Origin of the sequence: Saccharothrix sp. NPDC042600 (assembly GCF_040647305.1) — a bacterium.
Taxonomy (GTDB): domain Bacteria; phylum Actinomycetota; class Actinomycetes; order Mycobacteriales; family Pseudonocardiaceae; genus Actinosynnema; species Actinosynnema mutabilis.
On record NZ_JBEZBW010000004.1, the window covers coordinates 44,507 to 58,301 of the forward strand.

Consider the following 13,795-nt stretch of genomic DNA (forward strand, 5'->3'; position numbering starts at 1 on the left):
CGGTTTTGGTTTGGGCTCCCAGCCACAAGGGGCCTTCGTGTTCCCCACCGTATGACCTGCCCGAAGGGCTACCACACTTTTCGGGGGTCGGGCCAAAAAGTTTTGCGAGGAACGAGCAAAAGTTTTTCGACCGACCCCCGAAAAGTGTGGTTGGCTCCGCCAGGTCATGCGGTGGGGAACACGCAGGCCCTTCCCCCCACTGGAGGCCTCCCGGCCGCTTTTATCTTTAGAGCGCGAAGCGCGTTCGAGCTTGAGAGCGCGGAGCGCGTTGCGTGAGGACCCGCGAAGCGAGGGCTTGAGAGCGTCAGCGTTCAGTTCAAAGATCAAAAGAGCCTCGCCGGCGGGCGAGCCACCAAAGATGACACAACTGCCAAAGCGGGGGCTTCTTGCTTGTGTCATCTCCGCATGACCCGGCAAAGCCAACCACACTTTTGGCCGGGTGCCGCTAAATTTTTTGCTCGTTCCTCACAAAAAATTCGGCTGCACCCGACCAAAAGTGTGGTAGCCCTTCGGGCGGGCCATACGGAGATGACACAAGCAAGAAGCCCGGCTTGGGTTGTGTCCTCTCCGGTGGACTGCCCGCTTGCGGCTTCGCCGCCCCCGTGGGGCGTTTGTGCTTAGGGCAGTAGGCCGGTTAGCAGGAGGTCCAGGCGGGTGTTGTGGTGGTCTGGGCGTAGGCGGTCGCTGCCGGTCAGTGTTGCCAGGCCGTGTAGGGCGCTCCACAAGACCTCGGTGAGGGTTTCCAGGTCTCGGTTGCCGGCCAGGGGTTGCACTACCGAGACGAAAGCGCCGAAGGCCGCCTTCAGTTCCGGTGGTGACTCCGGGGTGCCGAACGGGATGTCGGTGCGCTGCACGAACATCGCGTCGTAGAGGGCCGGGCGGGTTCGGGCGAAGTCCAGGTAGGCCTCGGCCACCGCGCGCAGGGCGGCCACGGGGTCCGGGTGTGCGTCCCGGGCTTCCGTCAGGGTTTGTGCCAGGTCGCCGCAGCCCTGGATCGCCACGGCGGACACGATCGCGTCCTTGCCCTTGAAGTGGCTGTAGAGCACGGGCTGGCTGTACTCGACCCGTTCCGCCAGCCGGCGCGTGGTCACCGCCTCCCAGCCCTCCGTCTCGGCCAGGTCCCGGGCCGCGTTGACGATCAGGCGGTGGCGTTCGGCGCGTTCGCGTTCACGGCGCTGTTGGATGGACACACCCCGATGCTAGCACCGCTAGACAAGCGAGCGGCGGCCATCTAGTGTTGCTCTCACACCTAGCAGCGCTAGAAACTGGAGCATCGAATGAAGCGCCTCAACACCGTCCTGGCCGTCCTCGTCGTCCTCGCGGGCTTCTACTTCGGCCTGGGCTTCCTGCTCGACGGGGTGGGCGCGGCCTCGGGGTTCGGGATCACGCCGTGGCCCACCGACGAGGGCACGGGCTACTACATCGTCAAGGGCGTGCGGGACATCGCCTACGGCACAACCGCCCTGATCCTGCTGCTCATGAACCACCGCAAGGCGCTGGGCTGGGTCATCCTCAGCGACGCGATCATGCCGATCGGCGACTGCGTCGCGGTCGCCACGCACGGCGGCACGGTCGGGTACGCGCTGGCCGTCCACGGGTCGGCGGCCGTCATGGTCGTCCTGATCGGCGTGCTGCTGCTGGTCGAACAGCGCCGCGCGGTCACGTCCGCCCGGTGATCAGGCCCGTCCGGTAGGCCATCGCGATCGCCTGGGTCCGGTCGTGCAGGCCGAGTTTCGCCAGGGCGTGGGAGATGTGCGACTTCACCGTCGCCTGGCTGCGGTGGATCGCCTTCGCCGCCTGGCCGGTGGTCAGGCCGCTGGCCAGGAGCCTGAGCACCTCCAGTTCTCGGGCGGTGAGCAGTTCGAACCGGTCGCTGCCCTGGGTGCGCGGGGCGGGCAGGCACGACGTGAGCTGGTCGAGCACCTGCCCGGCCAGCGACGGGGCCACGAAACCCTTGCCCTCGGCCACCGCCCGGACGGCCTCGACCACGTGCCACGCGGAGTCGCTGCACAGCAACAGCCCGCGCGCGCCGTCCCGGACCGCCCGCTCCACCTCCTCGGCGGAGGCGTCCCGGCACAGCACCACCACCGGCAGCCCGGTGAACGCGCCGCCCGCCCGGCCGCTGACCACCAGGTCGGGCCGGGTGTCGCGGCGGACGGCGGCGGGGTCGTCGCCCGGCGCGGTCTCGCCGACCACGGTGATGCCGGGTTCGGCGTCGAGCACGATCCGCAGGCCGGTGCGGATCAGCTCGTTGTCCTCGTCCAGCAGCACCCGGCAGGGCGGCGCCGCGCCGTTGCGGCGCACACCCGGCACTTCTGCAGCCATCCACTCGCCCCCAACGCGCTCACGGGTCTGGCCAGGGCCCGATGATGCCTCCCGGAATGTGGGAGCCGCACCCGTGCCGACCACAAAAGCGGGCGGACGGCTTCGGGGTCCCGCCACCGCGACCACCCGGGTAGCGGACTGTGACCGCCGCCTCACCGGTACGGCGGTTGCGTCGGCACGGCGGGACGGGGCGTGAACGTCCAGCGCAACCGGTCCACCGCGGCCGGCAGCGTGTCCGTGCGGTCCAGCCGGGCGAGCGCGCGCAGCGTGCCGCGGTGCTCGCGGTACCAGGACAGCCCGCCGGACCGCCGGGTCGTCAGCTCCCGCACCTGCTCGCGGTAGCGGTCCACGACCCGCTGCACCGCCGCCGCCGGGTCGGCGTCCGGGTCCGCGCCCGCGCCGTGCAGCCGGACCAGCGCCGCGACCCGGTACCGGTTGTGCGGCAACGGTTCCAGCAGCCCGGCGTCCACCAGCCGCTCGGCCGCGCAGCGCGCCGGGCCCTCGGCGGTGTCCAGCAGGGCGGCCACGGTCCACGCCGTCACCACCGGCAGGTCCAGCTCCGCCAACAGGGTCAGCGCGGTCACCGCCGTCCGGTCGCCGTCGGCGCGCAGCCGCCGCACGCACGACCCGAGCAGCTCCCGCACCCCGGTCAGCACCTCCAGCCGCTGCCCCGGGTCGGCCAACCGGTCGGCGAGGTCGGCGACCGTCCACTCCGGACGCGCGGCGAGCCGGCCGCCGGCCACCCGCACCGCCGGCGGCAGGCACTCGCACCACGACACCACCGCCGCCGCCGGTTCCGGCTCGGCGTCCGCCCGCTCGTGCCCGACGACCCGCCGCAGCAACCCCACCGCCGCCGCGACCGGCAGCCGGCCCAGCCGCAGCTGCCGGTACCCGTCGGCCGCGCCGACCGCCGCCCGCCCGGTCAGCACGGCCGCGCATCCCGGTGGCAGCAACGGTTTCACCTGCTCCGCCGCACGCACGTCGTCCAGCACCAGCAGCACCCGGCGCTCCGCCACCACCGCGGCCCACTGCGCGGCCGGCCGCGATTCGCCCAGTGGCACACCGAAGGCGTCCAGCAGAGCGGTCAGCGCGTCCGCGGGGTCCAGCGGGTGGTCGGTGGAGCCGCGCAGGTCCAGGTGCACCCGGCCGTCGGGGAACCGGTCCGCCACCGCGTGCGCCGCCCGCAACGCCACCGCGCTCTTGCCCACGCCCGCCATGCCGTGCACGGCGCACACCGCGCCCTCGGCCAACGCCGCCGCCACCCGCGCCACCTCGGCCTCCCGCCCGTGGAACACCGGGTCGCACGCGGGCAGCAGGTCCGGCGCCTGCCGGGACGGCGGCGCGGCGCGCAGGCCCACGTCCTCGGCCAGGATGCGGGCTTGCAGGTCCCGCAACGGTTTGCTGGGCTCCACGCCGAGTTCGTCGATCAGCAGCCGGCGCAGGTCGCGGTACGCGCCCAGCGCGTCGGCCTGTTGTCCCGACCGGTACAGCGCGACCATCAGGTGCTCGTGCAGCCGTTCCCGCAGCGGGTGCTGGGAGATGACGAGCTTCAGCTCCGGCAGCACCTCGTCCGGCTCGCCCAGCTCGATCCGCAGCCCCAGCCGCATCTCCTCCACGGTGAGCCGGGACTCCTCCAGCCGCGCCCGCTCGGCCATCACCGACTGGGTGAACGACACGTCCGCCAGCGGTTCGCCGCGCCACAGCTCCACCGCCGCGGTGAACGCCTCCAGCGCGCCCGGCAGGTCGTCGGCCGCCCGCCGCACCCGGCCCACGTCCACCAACCGCTGGTACTCCGCCAGGTCCAGCGCGCCGGGCGGCACGGTGAGCTGGTACCCGCCCGGCCGGGTCACCAGCGCCCGCCCGGCCTCGTCGCCCAGCGCGGCGCGCAGCCGCCACACGCAGCCCGCCAACAGGTTCTTCACCCGCGAGTACGGCCGGTCGCCCCACAGCTCGGCGTGCAGCTGGGCCACCGGGACCACGCGGTTGGCGTGCAGCAAGAGCAGCGCCAGCAACGTGCGCTGCTTGGTCGACCCGATCGACCGCCACCCGTCGCCGCAGGAGAACTCGACCGGCCCCAGCAACCGGAACCGGGCGCCGCCGAACGCCGAAGTCGCCAACGACCCTCCCCACCCGAACGATGCTCAACAATCGCACACCGGGAATCGTTGGCACATCAGGACAATCGTCGGGCAAGACCTACACCCGAGGTGAGCCGGCGTCCGTTCCCGGCGCGACTGCGGACGAGGGTGTCTCCACTTTCGGTGGAGAACCCACCAGTTCGGCCAGGCGCGACCGGTCCACTTTGCCGTTGGCGTTGACCGGGAACCCGTCGAAATGACGGTAGGCGAAGGGCAGCATGTAGACCGGCAGGCGGCGGCCCGCGGCCTGCGCCAGCTCCCGGTCCAGGCCGGGCGCGCCGGTGTAGCAGGCGTGCAGCACCAGGTCCCCGCCGGCGCCGGGCACCGCGACCACCACGGCGTCGTGGACCCGGTCGTGGCCGCGCAGCACGCCCTCGACCTCGCCCAGCTCCACCCGGTAGCCGCTGATCTTGACCTGGTGGTCCACCCGGCCCACGTGCACCAGCAGGCCGTCCTCCTCCCGCACCCGGTCGCCGGTGCGGTACCAGCGCGGGCCGTCGGTCGTGACGAACCTGCCCGCGTCGGCCGCCGGGTCCACGTACCCGTCGAACCGCTGCTCGCCGCGCACGCACAGCTCGCCCTCGCGCGCCGGCCGCCCGTCCTCGCCCAGCACCACGGCCTCGACGTGCGGGTAGACGTGCCCGATGGGCAGGGTGCCGTTGGACGTGCGCGGCCACTGGTCGGGGTCGGCGGGCAGGCGGTAGTCGGTGACGGTGACCGTGGTCTCGGTGGGCCCGTAGACGTTCATGATCACGCTGTTCGGCGCGGCCGTCGCCCACGCCCGCGCCTGCTCGTGGGTCAGCCGCTCGCCGCCGAAGATGCTCCACCGCAGCCCCGGCATCACCCCGGGCCGCAACGCGCGCAGCCGCCGCGCGATGGAGATCACCGACGGGACGGAGAACCAGTGCGTGATCCCGCGCCCGGCCACGAACCGCACCGGCACCAGCAGCTCGTCGGCCTGCGGCACCACCACGGTCGCCCCGGACGTCCAGGCCACGAACAGGTCGAACACGGAGATGTCGAAGGTCAGGTCCGCCGCCTGCGACACCCGCGCGCCGGGGCCGACCTCGTAGCGCTCGGCGCAGAAGGGCAGGTAGGTCGCCAGGTTGCGGTGCTTGATCGGCACGCCCTTCGGCGTCCCCGTCGAGCCGGAGGTGAACAGGACGTAGGCGACGGCGTCGAGGTCGTCGGGGACCGGGCCGCGGTGCGGCGGCGGCAGGTCGCGCAGCTCGGCGACCGGGCCGGTGGTCACCGCGGCGGCGGTCTCCGCGCCCCGGTCGTCCACGATCACCACGTCCACGCCGGTCTGCTCGCACATGGTCCGGTTGCGCGCCGGCGGGAACGCCGGGTTCAGCGGCACCACCGCCGCGCCCAGCCGCAACGCGCCCAGGTAGCCGGCGTAGGCGGGCAGGCTGCGGGCGGCGAGCAGCCCGACCACGCGCGGGGTGCCGGCGCGGCTGAGCAGGGCGGCGGTCCGCTCGGCCAGCTCGACCAGCTCGCGGTAGGTCAGGGCGTCGTCGCCGACCTCCAGCGCGGTCCGGTCGGGGTGGCGGCGGGCGGTCTCGGCGACTCGGGTGAACAGGGTCGTCATCGGGTCTCCCGGAGGCTGCGGACGGCGTCGGCGACCCGGGCGACGGCGGGGGCGCGCAGGACCGTCCAGTGGTCGGCGGCGACCCGCACGACCCGGGTGTCGTCGGGCAGGTGGGCGCGCCAGCGGGTCACGTCGTCGTCGGTGAGGTCGGCGGCGATCACCGTGGCGGCGGTCCGGGTCCTCTTCTCGGAGACGTGGGCCGCGCCGGCGCGGGCGTGGCGGCGGTAGGCGTGCCAGCGGTCCACCAGGGCCCAGGCGGGGACGTCGTCGCCGGTCACGGCCAGGTGGGCGGCGAGGGCGCGGACGGCGAGGGTGTCGTCGTCGGAGTCGGGGGCCTTGAGGTCGGTGACCATGGCCGCGAAGTCGGCGGTGGTCGGGTGGTCGGGGTGGCCGGTCGGGGGTGGGGTGTCGATGAGCAGGAGGGCGGCGTCGTGGGCCATCTCGTGGGCCACCAGGCCGCCGAAGGACCAGCCGGCGATGACGTCGGGGGCCTGGCCTGAGAGGTCGGCCGCGTAGGTGGCGGCCAGGGCGGTGACGGTGGTGTGGGTGGTGCGGTCCTGGGAGGCGGTGACGCGCCAGCCGGGGAGGGCGTCCACCAGGTCGCGGAAGTCCTGCGGGGAGCCGCCGGCGCCGTGGACCAGGTGCAGGTGGGGGCCGGTGGTGTCGCGCAGGACGACCAGGGTGGTCGGGGTGTCGGTGCGGCCCTGGCCGGCCAGGCGGCGCGGGGTGGGGTCGGCGAGCCAGGCGATGAGGTCCGGGCGTTCGCCGGTGGCCGCTTCGACGGCCGCGGCCAGGTGCAGGACGGTGAGGGAGGTGCCGCCGGCGGCGAAGAAGTCCTGGTCGGGGGAGGTGGGCGGGTGGCCCAGGACCTGCCGCCACGCGTGGGTGATCGCCGGCGGGAGGGGCCGGTCCTGGGGTGGGGTGGCGGTGGGGCGCGGCCTCCGGCCCCCGGTTCCATTGTCCCACGGGGGACCGACAATTCCGGGTTCGGCGGGCGTGCGGGCTTCGACGGTTTTGGTGCGCAGGGGGAGGGAGCTGATCGGGTCGGTTGGCGCCGCGGCCAGGACCGTGTCGAGGTCGTGCAGGAGGCGCAGGGTGGTGGCCCGGTCGTAGCGGTCCTCGCTGTACTCGACCTCGATGACGATCCCGTCGTCGGTGTCCCAGTAGCCGATGGTGAAGTCGGCTCGGGCCGCGCGGTTGGGGCTGCGGTGCGGGGTCAGGGGGATGGGGCCGAGGCTCAGGCCCGAGGACAGGGGGCCCAGGTGGGTCAGGACCACCGGCGGGATGTCGCCCAGAGCGGCCTTGGTGTGGTCCGGGAGTTCGGCGAAGACCTTCGGGTAGGGGGCGGTCTGGTGGGACAGCATCTGCCACACGGTGTCGCGGGCGCGGGTGGTGACGTCCGCGACGGTGTCGGTGTCGTTGATGTGCGCGCGGGCCACGACCAGGTTGGTCAGGTAGCCGACCAGCTTCTGCTCGCGGGCGGTCAGGCGGTTGGCCGCCGGGGTGGCGACCGTGACGTCGCCGCCGGCACCGCCCCGGGCCAGGACCGTCTGCAACGCCGCCAACATCACCGCGAACGACGTGGTGCCCGCCGCTTGGGCGTGGGCCGCCAGACCGCGTGCGGCCTCCGGGCTGACCTCGTGGCGCAGCGTCGTGCCCGCCCCGCCGGGTCTGGCCCGCACGGGCCGGTCCGGCGCGACGGTGACCGCCGAGGCGCCGTCCAGCGCGGTCCGCCAGTGCTCGATCGCCTTGCGCCACCGGCCCTTCTCCTCCGCCGCCCGTTGGTCGAGCGCGTACTGGGCGAAGGACGGCGCTTCGGGGAAGGTCGGCTGCCCGCCGCTCAGGGCGGCTTGGTAGGCGGTGGACAGGTCGTCCAGGACCAGGCGGATCGCCCAACCGTCCACAACGGAGTGGTGTGCGGTGAGCAGGAGTTCGTGCTCGTCGTCGACCCGGACCAGGACCAGGCGCGCGAGGGGCGGTCGGTCCAGGGGCATGGGTTCGTCGTGGACCTCCTCCGCGATGCGCGCCAGCAGAGGGGCGGCCGGGCCGGACGTGTCCACCGACACCGTCCGCACCGGCGCGCTCAGCCGGTCGGCGACGGCCGCCCGGACCACGCCGTCGTCGGCGGCCAGGCCCATGCGCAGGGCGTCGTGCCGGTCGACCACCGCCCGCCACGCGGCGCGCAGCGCGGCCGGGTCGGGCGGCGACGCGCAGCCCAGCCGCCACGTGATGTGGTAGACGGACTTGCGCGCCGCCCGCTGGTGCGCCCACCACAGCGCTTCCTGCGCCGGGGTGGCCCTCGGGTCACGCACCGCCGGCCGCGAACTGCGCGGTCAGCTTCTTGCGGTCCACCTTCCCGACCGTGGTCAACGGGATGGCGTCGCGGCGGTGGAACCCGCGCGGGTGCATGTAGCGGGGCAGACCGCCGAGCAGCTCGGCGAACTCCGCCGCGGGCACCTCCGCGCCGGTGTAGAGGGCGTGCAGGTCCACCTCGCCGTCGGCGGCGGTCACGGTGATCACCACGACCTCCACCACCGCCGGGTGCTTGCGCAGCGCGGACTCGATCTCGCCCAGCTCGACCCGGTTGCCGCGGATCTTGACCTGCTCGTCGATGCGGCCCACCAGCACCAGTTCGCCGTGCTCGATGCGGCACCGGTCGCCGGTGCGGTAGTAGTGCCGCGGGGTCAGCGGCTCCGACCCGTCGTACAGCGTGCCGACGCCGTCCTCGAACCGCACGAACCGGCCGACGTTCTCGCCCGGGTCCAGGTAGCCGGGGAACCGCTGCCGGCCGCGCAGGCACAGCTCGCCGTCGTCGCCGGCGCGCAGGTCCTCGTCCAGCAGCACCCACTCGACGTTCGGGAACGGGTGGCCCAGCGGGATGTGGCGGTTGGACACGTCCGGCCAGTCGGCGCGGTCGCGCGGCACCACGTAGCCGGTGACGATGACCGTGGCCTCCGACGGCCCGTAGCAGTTCTGCACCTTCGAGTTCGGGGCCGCCGCCGACCACGCCTCGGCCTGCTCGAACGTCAGCCCCTCGCCGCCGAACTGGCTGCTGCGCAACGTCGGCATCGACCCCGGGGCCAGGGCGCGCAAGCGCTTGGCGAACGAGATCAGCGACGGCACCGACAGCCAGTGCGTGAGCTGCTTCTCGTTGACGAACCGCACCGGCGTGAACACGTCGCTGTGCTGGGCCACGCACAGCGTCGAGCCGGACGCCAGCGCGCCGAAGATCTCGATGACCGACCCGTCGAAGGACATCTCGAACGTCTGCGACACCCGCGCGCCGGGCCCGAACCCGAACCGGGGCACGATCTCGTCCAGGAACGAGTCCATGCAGTCGTGGGTGACCTGGACGCCCTTGGGCCTGCCGGTGGTGCCGCTGGTGAAGATCAGGTAGGCGATGTCGTCGGGTCCGCGCTCGGCCTCCGGCGGCACGGGCCCGCGCGGGTCGAGCATGGGCCGCCACCGGTCGCCGGTCAGGTCCAGCACCTCGCCGGGCGTCTTCTGCCGGTACTCGCCGACGTCCGCGCCGGAGGTGTCGTCCACGACGGTCAGCTCCAGGCCCGCGTCCTCGGTGATGGTGAGGTTGCGCAGGGCGGGCGCGGCCGGGTTCAGCGGCACCGCGGTGGCCCCCAGCCGCAGCGCGGCCAGGTAGGCGACGTAGCTGACCGCGCACCGCGAGGTGAGCAGCCCGACCTTCGTCGGCGACGCGCCCCCCAACGCCTCGACCATGCGCGCGGACATCCACTCGGCCGCCGCTCGCAGGGCCGCGTAGGTCAGCTCGACGCCGTTGACCTCCAGGGCCATCCGGTCGGGGTTGGCTTCGGCGGCGGACCGGAACCGTGCGTAGAGGGATGTCATCGTGCCGTCCTTCCGCGTGACGGCAGGACCGGCGTCCTGCCGCTCTCGATGTGCAGGAGGTTGCGAAACGTCAGGTCCACCAGCGAGTCCCGGGGCCGGCCGCGCCGAGCGGAGTCCACGGCGAACCGCAACGCCCCCGGCAACTGCCGCCAGGCGTCGGCGGCCCCGTCGTCCCCGACCCGCCGATACCGGAACACGTGGTGCCCCGAAGCCGTCCACAGGTCGTCCAGAACGACGGAAGCCCCCACCGGATCCCGCCGGAACCACTCCGCCAGGAACGGCAACGCCTCGCCGACGCCCACGAACTGTCGTACCCGAGCGCGAGAATCGAACCGGGGGCCGGAGGCCGCCCCCCGCTCCCGCCGAAGCCACGTCCGACCACCGCCCGGCACCTCGACCGGGTGCCCGAACGCCAACGCGTTCCGCCGGACCTGCATGGGCGACAAGCGTTCCGGCCCGTCCATGGCGTGCATCAGCGCGGAGGTGCTCATCACGCCCTCGAAGGGCCGCTGCTCTCCGGTCGGCAGCAACCCGGCGAAATGGTCCACCACGTGCCACTCGTCGCCCGCGCACCCGTCGAGCAGCACCCAGTGCGGCGCGGTGGCCGCGGTCCCGAACGACGGCGACCACGGCAGCCGAGCGTTGTCCGCCACCACGATCACCCGTCCGTGCAAGGCGATCTCGGCCCGCAACGCCTCCGCCGTCTCCTCGCCGCCACTCGCGTACCGCAGCACCGAGCCGTCCGGCAGCACGTCCAGGGGCGTGCGGTGGTGCGAGAACGCCGGCTCGTCCAGCCGGACCGCGAGCCGCACGGACTCCGCGAACCGGTCCACGGCGGTGTCGTCCACGGCGGCCAGGTAAGCCAGCAGGTTCGCGGTGTAGCAGCTCAACCCGGTGAACTCGCTCATGCCCGCTCCCGGTAGGCGCAACTCGCCGGGACCGGGGTCGGCAGCCGGTGCCAGCGGTAGCCGTGCCACCCGCCGGTCACCTGCCCGACCTCGACGGGAACGCTCCACGGCAGCCCGCCGATCCCCGTGCCCTCCGCCTTCACGCACGCCTCCTGCACCGACCACATCCACGCGAACTCACCATCCACAGTGGACAGGGACGACAGCGCCGCGAACGCGGTCGAGGTGCAACAACGGCGCAACATCCCGTGCGACACCGGCAACGGCGGCTGCACGTCCACACCCACGTCCACCCCGATCCCGACCGCCGCCGCCACCCACCCGCCGTCGTGCGACAGGCTCACCGACAGCTCCGGCCGCCCCTCCAGGAAGGGCTGCCCGCTCTCCCGGGACGACACGGGGAGCAACGCGGCCGACGGCTCCACCACACCCAGCAACCGGGCCAACATCCCCCGCGCCGCCAACCCCTCCGACGCGCAAGCCGCCCGCCCCACCGCGGCGAACACACCCGGCGCGACCGCGAAAACCCCGGGCGCGACAACCGAAACGCCCGCCGAGGCGACAGTGCCCGCGTTCGAAGTCACCGCGCACCACCCACCAGGTCCTCCGCGTGGTCGGCGATCCCGGCCAGCAGCGCGCCCGAAGCGCCACCGGCGATGCCGAACATCGCCGCCTCGGCTCGCAACCCGGCCACCCCTCCGTCCGCGAAAGCGTCCGCCCCCAGCAACTCCGCGCACGCCGCCAGCACCCGGTCCACGCTCTCGGCCACCGCGACCTTCACCAGCATGCTGTCCACCAGCTCCCCCTCCCGGAACGAGGCGCACAACGCCTCCACCCGCCGCGCCTCCACCAACCCGCGCGCGAACCGGTCCCGCACCACGGCGTTGTCCCAAGCCACCCCGCCGCCCAACGGCCGCGACACCAACACCCGCCGCGTCTCGGCCAACACCCGCCGGCACAGCACGGCCGCCCACAACGCCCCCGCCAACCGCTCGGTCGCGACGTGCCGGGCGAACACCGCCAACCCCCGCCCCGGAGCGCCCACGACGTGCTCACGCCCCAACGACACCCCGGAGAACGTCAGATGCCCCACCCCGGCGCCCGGGAAGCACGACCCGGCCGACTCCCGCGTCACCCCGGCGGCATCCAGCGGCACCAGCACCCACGCGAAACTGGTGAAGTGCCGCTGCGGCCGGTGCCGAGCGAGCACCAACGCGTGATCGGCCGACAGGGCGTTGGTGATCCACCGCTTCCCGCCGTCCACGACCACCCGGTCCGGCGACAACCGGGCCGACGTGGTCAAGTCCATCAGGTCCGACCCGGCCGCGCCGCCGTCCGTCGCGGCCAACGCCACCACGACCTCACCGCGCACCGCCTCCGCGCACACCCGCCCGACGACACCGGACGGCCCGTGCGAGCGCAGGATCGGCAACGCGGACGCGATCTGCACGCACACCGACAGCACGATCCCCAACGGGTGGCGGGCGTCCAGCGACGGCAGCACCGACCGCAACACCTCGACCGGCCGGTCCTCGGCCAGCACCCCGGACCGCCCCAGCGACGCCCACACCGCCCGCGCGTCGAGGGCCGGCACCGCCTCACGCAAGGCGGACCTCCGGGTCCAGCAGCACCGCCACCCCGTTGGCCAGCCGCAGCCGGTCGTCGGCGTAGTTCAGCGACGCCGACCGCAGGTCCCGGAACACCCGTTCCAGCCACAGTGCCGACCCGCGCAGGTACCCGTGGCGCAACCCGACGATCTCGACCAGCACGTCCACCGCCGCGAAGCACTGCGCCGCGGCCTCGACCTTCAAGGTGTTGACCAGCATCCGCGCCGGCGCGGCGGACAGGTCCGGAGCGGCGGACACCACGTCCACCGCCCGCCGCAGCACCGCGTTCACCACCTCCAGCCGGCCGCGCACCACCGCCAACCGGGACAGCAGCAGGTCGGACTCGGTGTCGAACTGCTTGCGCCCCTCCGGCGACCGGATGTGCCCGACCACCCGCGACAACGCCCCGCACGCCGCGCCCAGCCACGCCGCCGCCCACCCCAGGTGCGCCAACGGCCCGAACGTCGCCGTCACGATGTCGCGGAACCCGCCCGGCGCGCCCACGACCTGCGCCACCGGCACCGCCCCGGTCAGCCGCATCGGCACGCTGCGCGTGGCCCGCATGCCCAACGGGTCCCACCCGCCCAGCACCGACACGTCCAGCTGCGACCGGTCCGCGTACACCAGCGACACGTGGCTGGGCGAGGCGGCGTCCGGCGCCAGGGCCGTGATCAGGTAGGCGTCCGCGTGCTCGCCGCCGGTGACGATCGGCGCGTCCCGGTCCACCCGCAGCACCTCGGCGTCCCCGGTGGTCGCCGACTCCGACACCAGCAGGTGCCCGCCCTTGCCGCGCTCGGTGGTCACCGACCCCAGGTACAGCTCGCCGCGCCCCAACGCCGGCAGCACCCGCTCCCGCAGCGACGGGCCGGCGTGCCGCACAAGCGTGGCCGCTTGCTGGCAGTGCATGGCGAACACCATCGCCACCGACATGTCCTCGCGGGCCAGCCGCAGGGTCACGTCCACCATCTCGGCGTACCCGCCGCCCATGCCGCCGAACTCGCCCGGCACGAGCAGCCCCAACAGCCCCGACGACCGCAGCGCCGCCAACGACCGCACCGGGAACCGCGCTTCGCGGTCGGCCTCGCCGGCTTCCTCGGCGACGACCGCCAGCACCTCCGGAAGCGTCAGCACGACCGCGCCCCGGAGATCGCGGCCCACAGGCTGCCGGCCGTGGCGAACGTGGTGTCGGTGAGCAGTTCGTCGGGCAGCGACACCTGGTAGGTGTCCTCGATGGCGAACAGCAGCTCGATGGCCTGCATGGAGTCCAGGCCCAGGTCGCGCAACGACGACTCCACCGTGATCTCCGCGCCGCCCGCGTACTTCAGGAACGGCCGCAGCATGTCCGCGAAACGGGAATCCACTTCT

12 protein-coding genes are annotated in these 13,795 nt (G+C 73.6%); 1 reads left to right on the forward strand and 11 read right to left on the reverse strand.

All coding sequences use genetic code 11. The annotated features are described in order from the left end of the window. Window positions 1-617: 617 nt before the first annotated feature. Complete coding sequence (locus AB0A74_RS04905; RefSeq protein WP_358247559.1) at window positions 618-1,190, reverse strand: TetR/AcrR family transcriptional regulator; 573 nt, start codon at window positions 1,188-1,190, stop codon at window positions 618-620. An 87-nt stretch (window positions 1,191-1,277) separates the two neighbouring features. On the opposite strand from AB0A74_RS04905, the gene AB0A74_RS04910 reads away from it, so the two are divergent. Then, window positions 1,278-1,676 carry a DUF4267 domain-containing protein gene (locus AB0A74_RS04910; protein ID WP_358247560.1) on the forward strand — a complete coding sequence of 133 codons (399 nt, stop codon included), beginning with the start codon at window positions 1,278-1,280 and terminating at the stop codon, window positions 1,674-1,676. Here AB0A74_RS04910 and AB0A74_RS04915 read toward each other — a convergent pair. From AB0A74_RS04915 to AB0A74_RS04960, 10 genes are all read right to left on the reverse strand, one after another. Then, a complete protein-coding gene (locus AB0A74_RS04915; protein WP_358247561.1) occupies window positions 1,660-2,325 on the reverse strand; it encodes a response regulator transcription factor in 666 nt (221 codons plus the stop codon). The two genes, AB0A74_RS04910 and AB0A74_RS04915, sit on opposite strands and share 17 nt — an antisense overlap. A gap of 152 nt (window positions 2,326-2,477) precedes the next feature. Beyond that, window positions 2,478-4,442, reverse strand: a complete 1,965-nt coding sequence (locus tag AB0A74_RS04920) for an AfsR/SARP family transcriptional regulator (RefSeq protein ID WP_358247562.1) — start codon at window positions 4,440-4,442, stop codon at window positions 2,478-2,480. 79 nt (window positions 4,443-4,521) lie between these two features. Beyond that, window positions 4,522-6,054, reverse strand: a complete 1,533-nt coding sequence (locus AB0A74_RS04925) for an amino acid adenylation domain-containing protein (protein WP_358247563.1) — start codon at window positions 6,052-6,054, stop codon at window positions 4,522-4,524. Further along, window positions 6,051-8,366, reverse strand: a complete 2,316-nt coding sequence (locus AB0A74_RS04930) for a condensation domain-containing protein (protein WP_358247564.1) — start codon at window positions 8,364-8,366, stop codon at window positions 6,051-6,053. Before AB0A74_RS04930 ends, AB0A74_RS04925 begins: the two co-directional genes overlap by 4 nt. After that, complete coding sequence (locus AB0A74_RS04935; RefSeq protein ID WP_358247565.1) at window positions 8,359-9,915, reverse strand: AMP-binding protein; 1,557 nt, start codon at window positions 9,913-9,915, stop codon at window positions 8,359-8,361. Before AB0A74_RS04935 ends, AB0A74_RS04930 begins: the two co-directional genes overlap by 8 nt. Continuing rightward, a complete protein-coding gene (locus tag AB0A74_RS04940) occupies window positions 9,912-10,823 on the reverse strand; it encodes a hypothetical protein (RefSeq protein WP_358247566.1) in 912 nt (303 codons plus the stop codon). The genes AB0A74_RS04935 and AB0A74_RS04940 overlap by 4 nt, the downstream gene beginning before the upstream one ends. After that, window positions 10,820-11,407, reverse strand: coding sequence for a 4'-phosphopantetheinyl transferase superfamily protein (locus tag AB0A74_RS04945; protein ID WP_358247567.1), 588 nt, complete (start codon window positions 11,405-11,407; stop codon window positions 10,820-10,822). Before AB0A74_RS04945 ends, AB0A74_RS04940 begins: the two co-directional genes overlap by 4 nt. Further along, the gene (locus AB0A74_RS04950; protein ID WP_358247568.1) at window positions 11,404-12,429 is read right to left on the reverse strand and encodes an acyl-CoA dehydrogenase family protein; all 1,026 of its coding nucleotides are present in this window, start codon (window positions 12,427-12,429) and stop codon (window positions 11,404-11,406) included. The genes AB0A74_RS04945 and AB0A74_RS04950 overlap by 4 nt, the downstream gene beginning before the upstream one ends. Beyond that, a complete protein-coding gene (locus tag AB0A74_RS04955) occupies window positions 12,422-13,561 on the reverse strand; it encodes an acyl-CoA dehydrogenase family protein (RefSeq protein ID WP_358247569.1) in 1,140 nt (379 codons plus the stop codon). The genes AB0A74_RS04950 and AB0A74_RS04955 overlap by 8 nt, the downstream gene beginning before the upstream one ends. Then, window positions 13,555-13,791: an acyl carrier protein gene (locus tag AB0A74_RS04960; RefSeq protein WP_358247570.1), complete on the reverse strand. Its 237-nt coding sequence runs from the start codon at window positions 13,789-13,791 to the stop codon at window positions 13,555-13,557. Before AB0A74_RS04960 ends, AB0A74_RS04955 begins: the two co-directional genes overlap by 7 nt. Window positions 13,792-13,795 lie beyond the last annotated feature (4 nt).